Source organism: Nocardia sp. FDAARGOS_372, from assembly GCF_002554515.1.
Lineage (GTDB): Bacteria > Actinomycetota > Actinomycetes > Mycobacteriales > Mycobacteriaceae > Nocardia > Nocardia farcinica.
Map to the genome: position 1 here is coordinate 154,262 of NZ_PDDW01000001.1, position 16,806 is coordinate 171,067.

Annotated in this window: 17 protein-coding genes; 8 read left to right on the top strand and 9 right to left on the bottom strand. The window is 69.1% G+C overall.

Going from position 1 to position 16,806, the window contains the following annotated elements; translation table 11 throughout:
• Positions 1–484 precede the first annotated feature (484 nt).
• From CRM89_RS30285 to CRM89_RS00910, 7 genes are all read right to left on the bottom strand, one after another.
• Positions 485–871: a hypothetical protein gene (locus CRM89_RS30285; protein WP_127516030.1), complete on the bottom strand. Its 387-nt coding sequence runs from the start codon at positions 869–871 to the stop codon at positions 485–487.
• Positions 871–2,259, bottom strand: a complete 1,389-nt coding sequence (locus CRM89_RS00885) for a hypothetical protein (protein ID WP_098083006.1) — start codon at positions 2,257–2,259, stop codon at positions 871–873. The genes CRM89_RS30285 and CRM89_RS00885 overlap by 1 nt, the downstream gene beginning before the upstream one ends.
• Before the next feature lie 6 nt (positions 2,260–2,265).
• The gene (locus CRM89_RS00890) at positions 2,266–2,565 is read right to left on the bottom strand and encodes a WXG100 family type VII secretion target (RefSeq protein WP_098083007.1); all 300 of its coding nucleotides are present in this window, start codon (positions 2,563–2,565) and stop codon (positions 2,266–2,268) included.
• Positions 2,562–2,900 (bottom strand): WXG100 family type VII secretion target, encoded by a 339-nt coding sequence (locus CRM89_RS00895; RefSeq protein WP_098083008.1) that lies wholly within the window; start codon positions 2,898–2,900, stop codon positions 2,562–2,564. The genes CRM89_RS00890 and CRM89_RS00895 overlap by 4 nt, the downstream gene beginning before the upstream one ends.
• Before the next feature lie 309 nt (positions 2,901–3,209).
• On the bottom strand, positions 3,210–4,046 hold the full coding sequence (locus CRM89_RS00900) for a helix-turn-helix transcriptional regulator (RefSeq protein WP_098083009.1): 837 nt from the start codon (positions 4,044–4,046) through the stop codon (positions 3,210–3,212).
• A complete protein-coding gene (locus CRM89_RS00905; protein ID WP_098083010.1) occupies positions 4,043–4,573 on the bottom strand; it encodes a DUF6879 family protein in 531 nt (176 codons plus the stop codon). The genes CRM89_RS00900 and CRM89_RS00905 overlap by 4 nt, the downstream gene beginning before the upstream one ends.
• Positions 4,554–4,895: a hypothetical protein gene (locus CRM89_RS00910; protein WP_098083011.1), complete on the bottom strand. Its 342-nt coding sequence runs from the start codon at positions 4,893–4,895 to the stop codon at positions 4,554–4,556. The genes CRM89_RS00905 and CRM89_RS00910 overlap by 20 nt, the downstream gene beginning before the upstream one ends.
• Positions 4,896–5,129: 234 nt before the next feature.
• Here CRM89_RS00910 and CRM89_RS00915 point away from each other — a divergent pair, with 234 nt between their 5' ends.
• Both CRM89_RS00915 and CRM89_RS30680 read left to right on the top strand, forming a co-directional pair.
• Positions 5,130–5,330: a hypothetical protein gene (locus tag CRM89_RS00915; RefSeq protein ID WP_098083012.1), complete on the top strand. Its 201-nt coding sequence runs from the start codon at positions 5,130–5,132 to the stop codon at positions 5,328–5,330.
• Positions 5,327–5,497, top strand: coding sequence for a hypothetical protein (locus tag CRM89_RS30680; RefSeq protein ID WP_172964423.1), 171 nt, complete (start codon positions 5,327–5,329; stop codon positions 5,495–5,497). Before CRM89_RS00915 ends, CRM89_RS30680 begins: the two co-directional genes overlap by 4 nt.
• Before the next feature lie 347 nt (positions 5,498–5,844).
• Here CRM89_RS30680 and CRM89_RS00920 read toward each other — a convergent pair whose 3' ends face one another.
• Together CRM89_RS00920 and CRM89_RS00925 are read right to left on the bottom strand one after the other, a co-directional pair.
• Positions 5,845–6,897, bottom strand: a complete 1,053-nt coding sequence (locus tag CRM89_RS00920; protein ID WP_098083013.1) for a sorbosone dehydrogenase family protein — start codon at positions 6,895–6,897, stop codon at positions 5,845–5,847.
• 315 nt (positions 6,898–7,212) lie between these two features.
• Positions 7,213–8,400, bottom strand: a complete 1,188-nt coding sequence (locus CRM89_RS00925) for a lipase family protein (RefSeq protein ID WP_060592742.1) — start codon at positions 8,398–8,400, stop codon at positions 7,213–7,215.
• Positions 8,401–9,071: 671 nt separating this feature from the next.
• Between CRM89_RS00925 and kdpF the strand changes: the two genes are divergently transcribed.
• Genes kdpF through CRM89_RS00955 form a run of 6 tightly spaced genes read left to right on the top strand, consistent with a single transcriptional unit; the run spans position 9,072 to position 16,735 of the window.
• Positions 9,072–9,170: a K(+)-transporting ATPase subunit F gene (gene kdpF / locus CRM89_RS00930; protein ID WP_060592741.1), complete on the top strand. Its 99-nt coding sequence runs from the start codon at positions 9,072–9,074 to the stop codon at positions 9,168–9,170.
• 7 nt (positions 9,171–9,177) lie between these two features.
• The gene (gene kdpA, locus CRM89_RS00935) at positions 9,178–10,863 is read left to right on the top strand and encodes a potassium-transporting ATPase subunit KdpA (protein ID WP_098083014.1); all 1,686 of its coding nucleotides are present in this window, start codon (positions 9,178–9,180) and stop codon (positions 10,861–10,863) included.
• Positions 10,860–12,914: a potassium-transporting ATPase subunit KdpB gene (gene kdpB, locus CRM89_RS00940; protein WP_098083015.1), complete on the top strand. Its 2,055-nt coding sequence runs from the start codon at positions 10,860–10,862 to the stop codon at positions 12,912–12,914. The genes kdpA and kdpB overlap by 4 nt, the downstream gene beginning before the upstream one ends.
• 5 nt (positions 12,915–12,919) lie before the next feature.
• Positions 12,920–13,564 (top strand): potassium-transporting ATPase subunit C, encoded by a 645-nt coding sequence (locus tag CRM89_RS00945; RefSeq protein ID WP_011208099.1) that lies wholly within the window; start codon positions 12,920–12,922, stop codon positions 13,562–13,564.
• 7 nt (positions 13,565–13,571) lie between these two features.
• On the top strand, positions 13,572–16,058 hold the full coding sequence (locus tag CRM89_RS00950; protein ID WP_098083016.1) for a sensor histidine kinase KdpD: 2,487 nt from the start codon (positions 13,572–13,574) through the stop codon (positions 16,056–16,058).
• Positions 16,055–16,735: a response regulator gene (locus CRM89_RS00955; protein ID WP_011208101.1), complete on the top strand. Its 681-nt coding sequence runs from the start codon at positions 16,055–16,057 to the stop codon at positions 16,733–16,735. The genes CRM89_RS00950 and CRM89_RS00955 overlap by 4 nt, the downstream gene beginning before the upstream one ends.
• Positions 16,736–16,806 lie beyond the last annotated feature (71 nt).

Here is a 16,806-nt window from a genome sequence, read left to right on the forward strand (position 1 = left end):
ATCGAGGGGCTTTCCGTCCACCCGATCCTGGAGTTGGGTCCGCAGCTCGGCGAGGTCTCCAGGTCGGCTGCGCGCGGTTTCTGGCGATTGCGGGGCAGGTCGGCGACTTCGCGGACGAGATTGCGGGCGATGGCGTCGCGGCGGACGGCCATGCTCATCATCTCCGAGAGGATGACCCGCTGTCGGCGCGCACTCTCGCGGTGTCCGTTGAGCACGATGCGCTCGAGGTGTGCGTCGATGCGGGAGGTCGTGGCTTCCCATACGCGCAGGCCGCCGAGCGCTGATTTGATCTTGACGGTGCCCTTGGTCGCCCAGCAGTCGGTGGAGACCTCGATCTCCATCCGGTACAGGTCGCGCGCCTGTTGGGGGATGCCTTCTTGCAGCACTTTCTCCGCGTCCGATTGTCCCATCGACGAGCCCGGCTCAGACTTTCGCGATGTGGCCCATCAATCCGCTGCCGGACCTCGATCACGTGAACTAGAGGTCAGATGCCGGAATGTTGATCCAATACTGCGATGATTCGCTCGAAATCGCGTACTGACTGCTGGCAAAACTCTGGATCCATCCTCGTCAGGAGGTCGGCGGCTTGTGCTTCGGTTGCCAGTCCGTGGTGCTCTTTCTCTGCCATCACTCGTGAAGGCACAAGCACCCAGTTTCGTCGACTGGTGTCGAACAGCCAGTCGATCTCTCGATTGTCGGCGACCGCGGCTTCGTGCAAGAGTTCGGCAAGGCGAGCCGGCTGAGGTTCGGAAAAGCGCCAGACAACAAGTGGTGGAGTGGGAGTACCGTCGTCGCCGGTGCCGCCCGCATGGCGGTACCACTCCAGGTCTCCGCACCGCTTCAATCGAGTGATGAAGTCCCCAGAATTCATTACCCTACCTTCTTGACTGTGGCGCCGGGGTTATCTCCCATAATAGTCTTCCGCCATTGCTCGATAGGGATGGGGTTTGGACTGTGTCTGGGATCATAAACGTATTTTCCGTCGGTATAGACCTCGTGGTAGAGGAATTGTTCACGTTGTCCATATTCTTCGACGGTTACCTCTTGCCCGGGAGCGGGATCTACTCTGAGTATCTCTCCTGCTCCAGCGGCAACCTTCTTCAAGTGTTCTGCGATCTCGGAACAGTCTTCGCCTGGATGGATGCCCTCTCGCAGCATTCTTGCCATCTCGTCGGTGACCGCGCTCGAAGGAGCGCCGGAGGAGTCACCTTCGCTGGCGGGGTTTCCGTCGTCATCGATGTACACCTTCATGGCGATGATGGCGCCGAGTTTGACGGCGATATCGGTGAGGCTGGGGACTTTGTCGAACGCCGTGACGACGACGGCGGCAGTGCCTGTTGCCGCGGCTGCGGCGCCGATGATCCTGACGAGTTTGCTGATGTCATAGGTGCTTTTGAGCACTCGGGCGGTGTTGCCGGCGATCGCCAGAACGCCGACGCCCGCGGCGACGTTGCTGAGAGCGGCAGTGATCCAGGAGGCCGCGACACCGATGACGACTGTGGCTCCAGCCGCTATTAGGGCGTTGGTGACCGCTTCTTTGAACTTGTCGCGGACATCGGCGGTGGCTTCGCTGTATTCGCCGACGGGCGCGGCGAGGTTGACGGATGCGGCGGCGAGTTGTGTGGCACCGCTGTTCAGTGTGGAGAGGTGCCCGAGGAGGGCTTCGAGGCCCTTCTTGTCCTGGATGTCGTCGAAGAGGCTGCTGATTGCCGTGATGCGGGCGGGGGCGCCGGTGATGGTGGGGTGTTCGGCGAAGGTCTTCCAAATGGACTCGGCTTTGGCGAGCTTGTCCTTGTTGCCATTGGGCAGCTTGCTGCCGAACTCGTCCTGGATCTTGCCGACCAGGGCGTCGTAGAAGCCTGGGATGCTGCCGTTGCCCTCGGTGACGCCGTCGCCGTTGCTTCCCACTGATGTCGGAATCGACACCTTGTATTCCAACATCGCCGTTGCGGCGGGGCGGTCAGGCACCGGATTGGACTTATTGGCCAGTGCCCAGTTGTATCCGGCGGCGTAGAGCATGTTGCCGAAGTTTGTGAGTGCGTCGGCCAGGTTCGTGCAGGTCTGCATCGTTTCCTGGGCGGCGCGGTCATAGGCTTTACCCCATTGCTCACAGCCCGGCGCGTCACCGGCCATGCCAGCGCACTCACCTTTGACGGCATCGTGGACCGGCTTGTCGGCGGTACGGAGGTCGGTCGCGAGGCTATGGCACTTCTTGGCGGCGTCGTAGTAGGTCTGCCAGTCGATGACCAGTACGCCCATGGTGGGCTACCCCCCGTTGAACATCTTGTAATTGGTGTCGACGGCACGGGTATAGCGCGTGTGTGCAGCCTTCGCTGCATCGCCCATATCCCTAACGCCTTCAACGAATTCGCGTGCCCCGGCGACCCATTGAGCGTGGGCCTCGGCATACGCCCGAGCGGCGACGCTTTCCCAGCCAGTGCCGGTCAAGGTTGCGACCCGGTCATCGATTTCATCGAGATGTTCGCCGATGAAGCCGGCGAGCCCCGACAGGCGGGCGACGATCTCTTCGAGGTGGTCGAGATCGACCGAAAATCGTGAGTTCATGGCAGATCCAAGCTCGATGTGTTGAAGGACGCGGCGTTGCTCTCATCACGTGCCCGATAGGTATCGGCGGTGACGCCGAGCTTCTCCGCCATACCCGTCAGGGCGTTCATGACCTGGGAGCCAGCGTCACGGACATCGGTCCAGCCCGCGGAGAACTCGTTGGCCGCATTCCCGGTCCAGCTGCCATCGGTGAGCGAGGCGACGTCCTTCGCGGCGGAGTCCAGCGCCGCGCGCAGCGCATCTGCCAACTCGTAGACGTACTTGCCGAGTTCCCACACCTCATCGGGTACCACGGAGAGATTCGGGCCAGAGGCTGGCGTCCCCCCATCACTCATGACGCGAATTCTAGCCGGGTCCTATCGGGGCGCGGGAGTGGACGGGTCACAAGTTCGTCGCGTCCGAGGTGGTCGACGCCGAGACGCGGATTCCTGGTCTGGGCCGCGGACCCTGCAACCGGTATTGATTGCCAATGGGTAGCCAAGGTAAGCAGTGAGGGCTTTCTCGCTTCCTGGGGCACTGAGCCCGAGATTCGGTACTGTCCGACTACAACAAGGCGCTACTCGCCTCGGCTCACCGAGCAGTGCTGAGGGCCGACGAACTCAGGTTCCTGAAGAACCTGAATCGGATCATCGGATGTGCTGACGTCACGTGGTCCGGGTGTTGAGGGCGGCGGTGATCAACGTCCGCGCGGCGTGGCCGATCGCGGCTTGCTGGGCTAGCGCTTCGAACGCTCGCTCGTGCACGACGATTTCCCGCGGCTGGGTGATGGTCTGCGCTGCCCCGATGCCCTCGACGAGGACTTGCCGCCGGTCGTAGATGACGAAGTTGGTTGCCGACACCCGGTAGGGAGCGGTACGGGGCACGATTCCGAGCACGACACGCGGCAACGTCATCGCTGTCATGAGTCGATCCAGTTGGCCGAGCATCACGTCGTTGTCGCCCACCGTCGTGTATAGGGCTTGTTCGCCAATGAGGTAGTGGACTTTGTGGTCGCCGCGGTAGAGGAACTGTTGCTGGCGTTCCATGCGGGCGGCTACCGCGGCGTCCACGTCGTTGGGGATCTGGTTGAATTCGATCACCTGGCGGAAGATCGCTGCCGCGTACTCGGGGGTGTGGAGCAGGCCAGGGATCAAGGCCGGGTCGTATCCGCGAATGAGCTTGGTGTCGGCCTCGACGGCAGACGCGTGGCGTTGCCGGCGGCGGATCCCGGTGCCCAGGATGCGGCGCCACTCCAGGTAGGCGGCATCGATGTTGCGGAGTGTGGCGATGAGGTCGGGAACGTGGGCGGTGGCATCGGTGTGCTGGCACCACGCGCGAATGTCGTCCTCGGTCGGGGTTTGTTTGCCGTGCTCGATCTTCGACACTTTCGACGGTTGCCAGCCCGCGCGCTCGGCGAGCTGGCTTCCGCTCAGGCCTGCGTCCTTGCGCAAGTCCCGCAGTTGTTGCCCGAAGGCGTGTCGTGTTTCGTTGACGTTGGTCACGGTGTGGTGTGGCTGCCGATGTAGCGGGCACGCGGGATCGCCCGCGGCCAAATCACTGCCCGGATCTCGATGCAGCGTCGGACCAGCACCGGGTCGGTAGTCACCGCGGCGCCTGCGGCCGCCCCCTCCGGTGTGAACAATGTGTAGGCAACCATCGTGTCATCGAACAGCCAGTAGTCGTCGGACGGTAGCCGGTCGGCGTCGACCTGGTGGCGTGGCAGGTACCGCACGTCTTCACCAGCGGCGATATTGACCTCCGAGACCGCGAGCCCCCACCGCGTGTAGTCGGTGTGCGGTACGGTAACCACACGCACACGCTGGAACGCGACGCCACGCGCAGCGCCGGCGCGGACGGTATCGGTCCAGCCGTTCATCCACGCGTAGTCGTCCGGTTCGCCGGCGAGGAACATCCGGAAAGGCTCCGATTCCTCTGGAGTGCTGTAGGTGTCGTGCACTTCGAGATGGAACGCCGACTGCTGGCAGGTGCGGAACAGGTTGGTGAATCCGCTACCTATGAGATGGCGCATCCGCGCGGATCTCCTTCCCCATCGGAACCTCGATGCAGGTCTCATGATCGGGGATGTCCATCTGCTGCAACACTTCCAGGTCGGTGACACCAGGGCCGGAGAGGGTGAACGTGCCGTGCCCGGTATCAGTCAGCAGCACACCCAAACAGGTGCCCGGTTCGAGGAATCCCAACAGCGGGTGCGGGATCTCGATCAACTCCGGATGGCCTTGCACCCGCCACCCCTGCACAACGTAGGTGCCGTACTCGGTGGCGTAGAGGGTGGGGGAGTGCTCGCCCTGTGTGTTCTTGCCGAGAAATCGCAGACGCTTCGAATAGCGCATGTTGTCGCTCCGTGCGGGAGAAGGGGGATGTGTCCTCGCATTCTCCCAGATCGACCCGCCGCAAGTAGCGAAAAGTCACGCACACCAGCCACTTATTCAAGCAATTCGAAGCAATTTCGTGGCGTTTGTTCGCAGTCCGCTTCTACCGTTCGACAAGGGAGGTCCGAGGTCTCGGCAACCGCCGCTCCGCGACCCTCGGGCATCCCTCCACTTCTTCACACCAGGGGTGACGCGATGACTTGGGACAGCGCGCTTTTCGACCGGATCGCATGCAACAACGGGCTATGGGCAGCGACGAGCGTCGCCAACGCCCACCACACGATGCAGGTCCATCGGGACTGCATGGTGGGCGAGTGCCGCGCCAAGACCGCGGCCTATCGCCTGCTCACGGAGGAAGGGTTGCTGGTGCCGGACTCGGGGCGGGCCAAGCAGTGAGCGACATCGAACCCGCCGGCTGGCGCCAACGCGCCGACGGCACATGGGAGACCGTCGACGAGGACGGATGGACCACCGACAGCGACCCCGACGACACTCTGCCGCACCGCATCCAGGAACGCAGGCGCAACAGGCTGCGTGTCGTAGGGCAACAGTCCATGCCCTGAACGCACGCAACGGCGCCCGACCCGAAAGCGGGTCGGGCGCCATTGCGTGTGCGTGGAGAAACCGACGCCCGCAGTCGTGCCCCCCTCGTTTCGTTCCGACAAACCGAACGCACGAGGGGAACCACGATGAGAATCACGGCTCTACGCGATGCTGCGGACCGGCCCGACGCGCCGATGCCCAAAAGACCCTCGCGGGCGACACCATACGTGCGATCCGAACGGCCTTGCGCCGTCATACGAAATGCCGGACGGCGGCGGGTGGAGGGCTTTTATGTTGCCGCTCGCGGTTACTCGTCGGCCAGGTGCTGTCACCGAGGAATGCCCTGCCGTGCAGGGTCCGGCGAAACTCATTGCGCTGGAAACCGCAGGATTCGGTCGTCGCCGGAGCGGACGTCTCCGCGGCCGTCGGTGTTGGAGGTGGTGAGCCACAGTGCGCCGTCGGGGGCGAGGGTGACGGTGCGGAGGCGGCCGTAGGTGCCGTCGAGGACGGCTCGGTCGTCGGTGAGGGTGGCGCCGGTGAGGGTGGCGGTCCAGAGGCGTTCGCCGCGGAGGGCGGCGGCGTAGAGCGTCTGGTCGGCGATGGCGATGCCGGAGGGGGAGGCTTCGTCGGTGGTCCAGGTGAGCAGGGGGTCGGTGTAGCCGTCGGCGGAGCCGCCTGCGCCTTCGACTTCGGGCCAGCCGTAGTCGGCGCCGGGGGTGATGAGGTTGATCTCGTCGTAGCGGTTCTGGCCGAATTCGGCGGCGAAGAGGCGGCCGGTGCTGTCCCAGGCGAGGCCTTGGACGTTGCGGTGGCCGCGGGAGTAGACGGGGGAGCCCGGGGTGGGGTTGCCGGGGGCGGGGGCGCCGTCGGGGGTCAGGCGCAGGATTTTGCCGTTGGGGGAGGCGGGGTCTTGGGCGAGGTCGGGTTCGCCCGCGTCGCCGGTGCCCACGTAGAGCAGGCCGTCGGGGCCGAAGGCGAGGCGGCCGCCGTTGTGGAAGGAGGCGTTGGCGATGCCGGTGAAGATCGGGTCGGCGGGGCCGTCGAGGCGGAAGCGGACGATGCGGTTGTCGTCGGCGGTGGTGAGGTAGGCGTAGACGTAGCCGTCGTCGGGGTAGCGGGGGGAGACGGCGAGGCCGAGCAGGCCGCCTTCGCCGCGGGCCGCGACGCCGGGGACGCGGTACACCTCCTCGGGCGTCCGGCCGGGTTCGATGCGCAGGATGCGGCCGGTGTCGCGTTCGGCGACCAGTGCGGCGCCGTCGGGGAGGAAGGCCAGGCCCCAGGGCACGTCGATATCCCGGGCGATCTCCGCCGCGGGGCCGAAGCCGGGGATCTCGGCGGGCGCGGGCGGTGCCGTGCGGGTCGCGTCGGGGATGGCCGGGTCGTCGGCGCACGCGGCGAGCATCAGCACGGCGGCGAGCATGGCCGCACCGCGGGCGAGTGGTGGTGTTCCGGTGCCGCGCGGGGAACGCTGCTCGGCGGGGGCACCTTGCGTGCGGCAGGGACGGAACTGCTTGCGCGCGAAGGGGATTCGAACGGGTCGCGTTCGAAACGACAGGCTCGGCATGGCGGCTCCCTCGGTGCTCGCGACGTCGGGCGACTGTGCCCGAGCGGCTGCCGGGTTCACCGACCGAGCCTACCCCCGAACCATGACCAGGGCTTTTCCCCGAGCGTGGCCCGGTCGCCGCCGTCCGGCGAACGACGAACGGGGCGCCCGGAGACGCCCCGTTCACCGCCGTCAGCAGCTACTGGTCACCGGATCGCCCCGGAACCGCGCCTCCACGTAGTTCCAGGCGTCGACGAACCCCGCGACCGCCGCCGTCATGTGCTCGGCGATGTCGTAAGGCACCATCGTCACCGGTGCGCCCGCCTTGCAGTAGCGGTCGGCGGTTTCGGCGACGGGGTCGAAGGCGGTGAGGGTGTCGTAGCGGCCCTGCCAGATGTAGGTGGGGGCGGTGGGGACGCCGGGGAAGTAGCGCAAGCTGTTCTCGCGCAGCACTTCCCGCGCTGCGGGGCTGTCCATGAGGCTCTTGGACGCGGCCATCTGCTCGGCGCTGCGGAAGGCGCCGTGGAAGAGCAGGAAGCGGCGGCAGGCGTCGTGGGTGAATTCCCGGAACCAGAGGCCGTTCTCGTTGAGCTGGTCGGAGATCGGCAGGCGGTCGGGGTATTCGCGCTCGAGACCCATCGCGGCGGCGAAGGCGAGGCCGAAGCCGGGATGCGGGTCGAAGCCGAGGCTCAGCGCCATCTGCTCGAGGTCGGCGGGGATGCCGCCGGCCACGGCGGCGGCCAGCTTCAGGTCGGGCGCGTAGGTGGGTTGCAGCGCGGCGGCCCACGCGGTGGCCATGCCGCCGCCGGAGTAGCCGGCGATGGCGACCGGCGAGTCGGCGAGGCCGAGCTCGGCGACCTTCTGCACGGCCTTCACGCTGTCGAGGGTCACCATGCCGCTGAGCTTGGCGGCGCCGTAGGCGACGCTGGGGCCGAGGTAGTCGGGCAGCGAGATGGCCCAGCCGCGCCCGATGGGCAGCATGGCGCCGACGGCGTCCTGCAGTTCGCCGTTGAACAGCGAGCGCGACGGATTGCACCGGGAGCCCAGCGAATTGATCAGTGCCTGGTAGGAGACCAGCGGCGGGTTGTGCACGCCCGCGGGCAGCAGCACGGTGGTGATGCCCATGATCGCGTTGCCGCCGGAGTTGGTCGACCGGAAGGCCACCTGCCAGCCCTCGGTGCCGACGTAGGGGCCGGTGTCGATCTTGCGGGTGCGGACCACGTCACCGGGCTGGAAGGAGCCGATGTCGGCCGGTGCGGTGTAGAACGGGTCCGGATCGGGTTCGGGGTAGCGCGGTTCGGCCTGGGCGGGCGCGCCCACGACGCCGAGCGACAGGATGCTCAGCAGGACGATCAGGATGCGGGTCGAGAGTCTGGACACGGTCTTCTTTCACACATCAGGCAGCACCGAGGGTGGACCGGCAGAACACGATCTGCCCTCGGAGGACGAGCTGGCGAAACGGGCAACAGTGCGGTGGGATCCGCCCCGGGACTGCGCACCTCCTTCGCCGCGGTGGCTGCCCGGGGCCGTAGGCGACGGCACTGTCCGCGGCGAACATAGCGCAACCACGATCGGACCGGGGAGTCGCGACTGGTCGGTTGCCCATCTTCATAGCCGTTCCGAAGCCCGCGCTGTGCGCGTTCACAAGCCTGTGACCAGTACGTTTGTGCTGATTGTTTGCTCGCGAGATCGGAATTCGAGGGCAACATAGGATCGTTACCCGGCCACCGGTACCCACTGTGAGCTGCGCCGCAGCGCCCCGGTGGTGGCTACCGGCGGGGGAGAACGGCGGTTCAGCGACCGATCGGCGCGGTCGAACCCCGAGCGTAAAGAACGCGTCAGGACTCGGGCCGCCCGCGTCAATTCCGCGTATGGATCGGCCGGAAACGGCGCGCGGCGGCGGATCGTGGGTGCGCGGACGCCGACCGGCGTCCTGGCTTTCGATCGCAAGGACATGAGATGGCTGACGCCGCCTATGTGGTGTTGATCTTCGCGGGATTCCTCGGCTGCGCGCTGGTGCTGCGCGCCCTGCACGGCAAGGGGGAGCGGCGATGACGTGGGCCGGGGTCACCAGCGCGGGGCTGGTGCTGATCGCGGCGGCCCTGGTGGTGTATCTGCTGGTGGCGCTGCTCGATCCGGAGAGGTTCTGAGGTCGCGATGTCCCCCGCTCTCGCTGCGGGCCTGCAGATCGCCTCCGTGGTGGCAGTGCTCGCCCTCGTCTACGTCCCCCTGGGCGACTACATGGCCCGGGTGTACACGTCCTCGTCCGACCTGCGGGCCGAGTCGTGGCTGTACCGGCTGGCCCGTGTCGACCCCCGCGCCGAGCAGACCTGGTACGGCTACGCGGGCAGTGTGCTCGGGTTCTCGCTGGCCGGTGTGCTGGTGCTGTATGTGCTGCAGCGGATCCAAGGGGTGCTGCCGCTGTCGCATGGGCTCGCCGGGGTGAGCCCCGCGGTGGCCTTCAACACCGCGGTCTCCTTCGTCACCAACACCAACTGGCAGTCCTACGTCCCCGAGACCACGATGAGCCCGCTCACCCAGTCGGCCGGGCTGGCCGTGCAGAACTTCGTCTCGGCGGCGGTCGGGATGGCGGTCGCGGTGGCGCTGATCCGTGGTCTGGTGCGCGTCGGGCGCGGCGGGGAGGTCGGCAACTTCTGGGTCGACCTGACCCGTGGCACGCTGCGCATCCTGCTGCCGCTGGCCTTCGTGATCGCGCTGATCCTGTTGAGCCAGGGCGTGATCCAGTCCTACCGCAGCGGCTTCACCGGTGTCGGTCTGGACGGGCGGCCGGTCACCACGGCGCTGGCGCCGGTCGCCTCGCAGGAAGCGATCAAGGAACTCGGAACCAACGGCGGCGGCGTGCTGGCGGCCAACTCGGCGCACCCGTTCGAGAATCCCACGCCGCTGAGCAATGTCGTGCAGATCCTCGCGATCCTGCTCATTCCCGTCGCGCTCACCCGCACCTTCGGCACCATGATCGGCAACCGTCGACAGGGCTTGACGGTGCTGGCGGTGATGGCCGGGATCTACGCCGTGATCCTGGGGGTGACCACCGCGGCGGAATCCGGGGCGCGCGGTGCGGCGGCGACGGCCGCGGGCGCGATGCTCGAGGGCAAGGAGGTCCGGTTCGGCATCCCCGGTTCGGTGTTGTTCGCGGTGTCCACCACCGGCACCAGCACCGGCGCGGTGAATTCCGCGCACGACAGCATGTCCCCGCTCGGCGGCGGGGCCGTGCTGGTGAACATGCTGCTCGGCGAGATCGCGCCGGGCGGGGTGGGCAGTGGGCTCTACGGCATCCTCGTGCTGGCGGTGATCGCCGTGTTCGTCGGTGGCCTGCTCGTGGGACGCACGCCGGAGTTCCTGGGCAAGAAATTGCGCCGTCGCGAGATCACCCTGGCCGCCCTGGCGGTGCTGGTGATGCCGGCGCTGGTACTGATCGGCACGGCGATCACGGTGATCCTGCCCGATACCGCCGCCGCACTGGGCAATTCCGGCGACCCGGGCACCCCGGGCGCCGTGCACGGATTCAGCGAGGTGCTCTACGCCTACGCCTCGGCATCGAACAACAACGGCAGCGCGTTCGGCGGGTTGACCGTCACCAGCGACTGGTTCCAGTCCTCGCTGGGACTGTGCATGCTGTTCGGCCGGTTCCTGCCGATCCTGTTCGTGCTGGCCTTGGCCGGTTCGCTGGCCGCCCAGCCGCGCACGCCCGCGACCGCGGGCACCCTGCCCACCGCCGGTGCCGGTTTCGCGGGGCTGCTCACCGGGACCGTCGTGCTCGTCGCGGCCCTGACCTTCTTCCCCGTCCTGGCTCTGGGACCGATCGCGGAGGCACTGCAATGACCACTGTCCTGGACCGCCCGCAGCGCGCGGCTCACCCGGCGTTCGCGCCGCGGCAGCTCGCCGGCGCGTTGCCGGGCGCGCTGACCAAACTCGACCCACGGCGCATGGCGCGCAATCCGGTGATGTTCGTGGTGTTCGTCGGATCGGTGATCACCACGCTCGCCGCCGTCGCCGAACCCAGCGTGTTCGGCTGGTCGATCGCGGCGTGGCTGTGGTTCACCGTGCTGTTCGCCAACCTGGCCGAAGCGGTGGCCGAGGGCCGCGGCAAAGCCCAGGCCGAGACGCTGCGCCGGACCAAGCGGGAGATGACCGCCCGCCGCCTGGGCGGCGACGGCGAGGAGCGGGTGCCCGCCACCGACCTGCGTGTGGGAGACCGGGTGGTCGTCGAAGCGGGCGAGCTGATCCCCGGTGACGGCGACGTGATCGACGGTATCGCCGCGGTGGACGAATCCGCGATCACCGGCGAATCCGCCCCGGTGATCCGGGAATCCGGCGGCGACCGTTGCGCCGTCACCGGCGGGACCACCGTGCTGTCGGACCGGATCGTCGTGCGGATCACCGCGGCGCCGGGACAGACCTTCGTCGACCGGATGATCGCCCTCGTCGAGGGCGCCGCTCGGCAGAAGACCCCCAACGAGATCGCGCTGAACATCCTGCTGGCCGCGCTGACCGTCGTGTTCCTGCTCGCCGTCGTCGCGCTCGGCCCGATGAGCGCCTACGCGGGCGCCGAGCGGAGCCCGGTCGAGCTGATCGCGCTGCTGGTCTGCCTGATCCCGACCACCATCGGGGCGCTGCTCTCGGCGATCGGCATCGCCGGGATGGACCGGCTGGTGCGGCGCAACGTGCTGGCCACGTCGGGCCGCGCGGTCGAGGCGGCAGGCGATATCGACACCCTGCTGCTGGACAAGACCGGCACCATCACCTTCGGCAACCGCCGCGCCACCGCGCTGCACCCGGCGCCGGGCGTCACGGCGAGCGAGCTGGCCGCCGCGGCGCGGCTGTCGAGCCTGGCCGACGGCACGCCCGAAGGCCGCAGCATCGTCGACCTGTGCGCCGCGGACCACGGCCTGCCGACACTGCCGAGCGCCGACGAGGGCCGCGCCGAATTCGTCGCCTTCAGCGCCCACACGCGGATGAGCGGACTCGATCTCGACAGCGCGCGGATCCGCAAGGGCGCCGCCGACGCGGTGACGGCGTGGGTGCGCGAACAGGGCGGGCAGCTCGCCGACGCGGTGACCGAGACCGTCGACCGGATCGCCCGCGGCGGCGGCACCCCGCTGGTCGTCGCGCGCGCCGACGGCGTGGACGCGGCCGTGCTCGGCGTCGTCGAACTGTCCGACGTGGTGAAACCCGGTATGGCCGAACGATTCGCCCGGCTGCGCACGATGGGCATCCGCACCGTGATGGTCACCGGCGACAACCCGCTCACGGCGCGGGCCATCGCCGCCGCGGCCGGGGTCGACGACTTCCTCGCCGAGGCCACCCCGGAGGACAAGCTGGCGTTGATCCGCACCGAGCAGGCCGCGGGCAGGCTGGTCGCGATGACCGGCGACGGCACCAACGACGCGCCCGCACTGGCCCGCGCCGACGTGGGCGTGGCCATGAACTCCGGCACCTCCGCGGCCAAGGAGGCGGGCAACATGGTCGATCTCGACTCCGATCCCACCAAGCTGATCGAGGTCGTCGAGATCGGCAAGCAGCTGCTCATCACCCGCGGTGCGCTCACCACGTTCTCGCTGGCCAACGACCTGGCCAAGTACTTCGCGATCCTGCCCGCGCTGTTCAGCGGCGTCTACCCGCAGCTGGCGGCGCTGAACATCCTGGGGCTGGCCACGGCGCAGTCGGCGATCCTGTCCTCGGTGATCTTCAACGCGCTGGTGATCGTGGCGCTGATCCCCTTGGCGCTCAAAGGGGTTCGGTATCGGCCGGCAAGCGCTTCGGCTCTGCTCGGCCGCAATCTGCTCATCTACGGCGTCGGCGGGGTGATCACCCCGTTCCTCGGGATCCCCCTGATCGATCTCGTCGTCCGCCACATACCGGGAATCGGGTGAACACCATGCGTTTCGGCACTCTGCTGACGAATCTGGCCAGACAGACCCGCGCGGGCGCGATCGTGCTGCTGCTGCTCACCGCCGTGGTCGGCGCGGCCTATCCGGCAGCGGTGTGGGCGGTGAGCCGGATCGATCGCGCCGCCGCCGAGGGCGCGCCGCTCACCGACGTGCACGGTTGCGTGGTGGGCAGCAGACTGCTCGCCGTCGACCCGGTCGTGCCAGCGGGACAGCCGGACCCGTACTTCCATCCGCGGCTGCGCGGTTCCGGTGACGACGCCTTCGCCCCCGGCGATCCGGCCGCCGCCCTGCCCACCAACCAGGGTCCGAGCAGCGAGCTGCTGGCCGGGTGGATCGGGCAGCGGCGCGCGGCGATCGCGGCACGGGAAGGCGTCGCGCCCGAGCGGGTGCCGGTCGACGCGGTCACCGGCTCCGGCTCCGGCGTCGACCCGCACATCTCCCCGGCCTACGCCGAACTGCAGGTGCCCCGGGTGGCTCGGGTGACCGGACTGGGGGAGCAACGGGTGCGTGCGCTGGTCGCCGAGCACACCGCCGGTCGGCAGGCGGGCTTCCTCGGCGCCGAGCGGGTCGAGGTGCCCGCGCTGAACGTGGCGCTGGGGCTGACGGCGCCGGGCTGCGGAGTCGGCGGATGATGTCCTGGTGAGCACCTCGGACGCGCCCGCCCCGCGCCGCGGTCGGCTGCGGATCTACCTCGGCGCCGCGCCCGGAGCGGGCAAGACCTACGCGATGCTGGGCGAGGCCCACCGGCGCATCGCGCGCGGTGGCGACGTCGTGGTCGCGATCGTGAACACCCACGGCAGGCCGCGCACCGAAGAACAGCTCGCCGGATTGGAGGTGGTGCCGCCGCGGCGGATCACCTACCGGGGTGTCGAGTTCGAGGAACTCGACCTCGACGCGGTGCTCGCGCGCCGTCCCGCGGTCGCCCTCGTCGACGAACTCGCCCACACCAACGTCCCCGGCAGCCGCCACGCCAAGCGGTGGCAGGACGTGGCGGAACTGCTGGCCGCCGGGATCGATGTGCTGTCCACGGTCAACATCCAGCACCTCGAGTCGCTCGCCGACGTGGTCGAACAGATCACCGGCGTCGCGCAGCGCGAGCGGATCCCGGACGCGGTGGTGCGGCGCGCCGAGCAGATCGAGCTGGTCGACATCACCCCGCAGGCGCTGCGCAGGCGGCTGGCCCACGGCAACGTCTACGCGCCGGAGAAGGTGGACGCCGCGCTGCGCAACTACTTCCGGGAGGGCAATCTCACCGCGCTGCGCGAGATCGCCCTGCTGTGGCTGGCCGACCAGGTGGATCTGGCGCTGGCCAAGTACCGGGGCGAGCACGCCATCACCGACACCTGGGAGGCGCGCGAGCGGGTGGTGGTGGCGGTGACCGGCGGGCCGGAATCGGAGACGCTGGTGCGCCGGGCCAGCCGGATCGCCGCCAAGGCCGGGGCCGACCTGCTGGTCGTGCACGTCGTGCGGGGGGACGGGCTCACCACGCCGGAGATGGGTGCGGTGCGGGAGCTGGCCGCGGGGCTGGGCGCCGACGTGCACAGCGTGGTCGGCGACGACGTGCCCGCCACGCTGCTCGATTTCGCCCGCCAGGTGAACGCGACCCAGCTGGTCGTCGGCACCTCGCGGCGCTCGCGCTGGGCGCGGATCCTCGACGAGGGCATCGGCGCCGCGGTGGTGCGCGACTCGGGCAAGATCGACGTCCACATGGTCACCCACGAGCACCGCGTGCGCGGGCCCCGACCGGCGCTGCTCGGCCGCCACGACCGGCGGCTGGCCGCCTGGCTGGCCGCCTTCCTGATCCCGGTCGCGGCGACCGCGGTGATGGCCGCCATCGTGCGGCTGACCGGGACCGCCGGGCTGAACGCGCTGTTCTTCGTCGCGGTGCTCGCGGTGGCGCTGTTCGGTGGTGTCGGCCCGGCGATCGTCGCGGCGCTGCTGTCGGGTCTGTTGCTGAACTATTTCTTCACCGAGCCGCTCTACAGCCTCACGATCGCCGAGCCCGCCAATTTCGTCACCACGGTGGTGCTGCTGGTGGTGGCCGTGGCGGTGGCCGCGCTGGTCGACACCGCGGCGGCGCGGGCCAGGGAGGCGGGGTCGGCGGCGCGGGAGGCCGAACTGCTGGCGCTGTTCGCGGGCGCGGTGCTGCGCGGGGCCGACGTGCCCGCGTTGCTGGAGAAGGTCCGCGAGACCTACGCCCAGCGGGGTGTCAGCCTGGTGCGCCTGGCCGGTGACCGGGTCGAGGTGCTCGGCACCGCGGGCGCCGAGCCGCCGAGCACCCCGGCGGCCGCCGACACCCGCGGTGACGTCGAGGACAGCCCCTACGCGCTGCTGCTGGCCGGGCCGCGGCTGCGCCCCCGGGACCGGCGCGTCCTCACCGCGGTCGCGGGACAGGCCGCCGGCCTGGTGCGGCAGCGGGAACTCGCCGCCGAGGCCGCCCGCGCCGCCATGCTCGCCGAGACCGACCGACTGCGCCGGCTGCTGCTCTCGGCCGTCAGCCACGATCTGCGCACTCCGCTGGCCGCCGTCAAGGCCGCGGCGGCCGGACTGCGCAGCACCGATGTCGAATTCTCCCCGGAGGACACCGCCGAATTGCTCGCCACCATCGAGGAATCCACCGATCAGCTCACCCGCCTGGTGACCAACCTGCTCGACTCGTCCCGGCTGGCCGCCGGTGTCGTCACCCCCGAACCGCGCCCGGTCTACGTCGACGAGGTGGTGCACTCGGCGCTGCTGTCCCTGGGGGTGGACGCGGGGGAGCGGCTCACCCTCGAACTCGGCGACACCCTCGTGCGCGCCGACGCCACCCTGCTGGAGCGGGTGCTGGCCAACCTGCTCGACAACGCCCTGCGCTACGCGCCCGACGGCCCGATCCGGGTGTGCGCCACCAACTCCGGCGAGCGCACCACCGTCACGGTCGCCGACCACGGACCCGGGCTGGCCTCCGGCGTCACCGCCTTCCCCCGCACCGGTGACCAGCGCACCGGCGGCGCCGGTCTCGGACTGGTGGTGGCGCGCGGCTTCGTCGAGGCCATGGGCGGCACCCTCACCGCCGCCGAGACGCCCGGTGGCGGCACGACCATGATCATCGACCTGCCCGCCGTGTCGGCCGAGGCACCGGCATGACCCGCATTCTCGTCGTCGACGACGAACCCCAGATCCTGCGCGCACTGCGCATCAACCTCACCGCCCGCGGCTACGAGGTGGTCACCGCCGCCGACGGCCGCTCCGCGCTGCGCGCCGCCGCGCAGCAGCGCCCGGACGTGATCGTGCTCGATCTCGGGCTGCCCGACCTGGACGGCATCGAGGTGCTTGCCGGTCTGCACGGCTGGTGCTCGGCGCCGGTGATCGTGCTCTCGGCGCGCTCCGACGCGGCCGACAAGGTCGCCGCGCTGGACACCGGCGCCGACGACTACGTGACCAAACCGTTCGGCATGGAGGAGTTCCTGGCCCGGATCCGCGCCGCCGTCCGCCGCGCCGCCGCCACCCCCGACCTGCCCGAACCCACCGTGGTGACCGACGCCTTCGTCGTCGACCTCGCGGCGAAGAAGGTGACCCGCGACGGCGCCGACGTGCATCTCACCCCGACCGAATGGAGCATGCTCGAGATGCTGGTGCGCCACCGCGGCAAACTCGTCGGCCAGCGCGAACTGCTCACCGAGATCTGGGGCCCCTCCTACGTCGGCCAGACCCACTACCTGCGCGTCTACCTCACCCAGTTGCGCCACAAGCTCGAACCCGACCCCTCCCGGCCGCGCTACCTGATCACCGAACCGGGCCGCGGCTACCGCTTCGAGCCATGAGCCACGGCTGTGACCCCGGTCGCAGCCGCCCCTCGCGTACGCTGCGAGCGCTTGCAGTTCGGTGAATCGGG

Bases quoted from the DNA above. Each gene is read 5' to 3' on its own strand.
- CRM89_RS00945 (WP_011208099.1), top strand. From the start codon at position 12,920: ATGCGTTTCGGCACTCTGCTGACGAATCTGGCCAGACAGACCCGCGCG.
- CRM89_RS00885 (WP_098083006.1), bottom strand. From the start codon at position 2,259: ATGGGCGTACTGGTCATCGACTGGCAGACCTACTACGACGCCGCCAAG.
- CRM89_RS30285 (WP_127516030.1), bottom strand. From the start codon at position 871: ATGAATTCTGGGGACTTCATCACTCGATTGAAGCGGTGCGGAGACCTG.
- CRM89_RS00955 (WP_011208101.1), top strand. From the start codon at position 16,055: ATGACCCGCATTCTCGTCGTCGACGACGAACCCCAGATCCTGCGCGCA.
- CRM89_RS00920 (WP_098083013.1), bottom strand. From the start codon at position 6,897: ATGCTCGCCGCCGTGCTGATGCTCGCCGCGTGCGCCGACGACCCGGCC.
- CRM89_RS00910 (WP_098083011.1), bottom strand. From the start codon at position 4,895: ATGCGCTATTCGAAGCGTCTGCGATTTCTCGGCAAGAACACACAGGGC.
- kdpB (WP_098083015.1), top strand. From the start codon at position 10,860: ATGACCACTGTCCTGGACCGCCCGCAGCGCGCGGCTCACCCGGCGTTC.
- CRM89_RS00890 (WP_098083007.1), bottom strand. From the start codon at position 2,565: ATGAACTCACGATTTTCGGTCGATCTCGACCACCTCGAAGAGATCGTC.
- kdpF (WP_060592741.1), top strand. From the start codon at position 9,072: ATGACGTGGGCCGGGGTCACCAGCGCGGGGCTGGTGCTGATCGCGGCG.
- kdpA (WP_098083014.1), top strand. From the start codon at position 9,178: ATGTCCCCCGCTCTCGCTGCGGGCCTGCAGATCGCCTCCGTGGTGGCA.
- CRM89_RS00905 (WP_098083010.1), bottom strand. From the start codon at position 4,573: ATGCGCCATCTCATAGGTAGCGGATTCACCAACCTGTTCCGCACCTGC.
- CRM89_RS00915 (WP_098083012.1), top strand. From the start codon at position 5,130: ATGACTTGGGACAGCGCGCTTTTCGACCGGATCGCATGCAACAACGGG.
- CRM89_RS00895 (WP_098083008.1), bottom strand. From the start codon at position 2,900: ATGAGTGATGGGGGGACGCCAGCCTCTGGCCCGAATCTCTCCGTGGTA.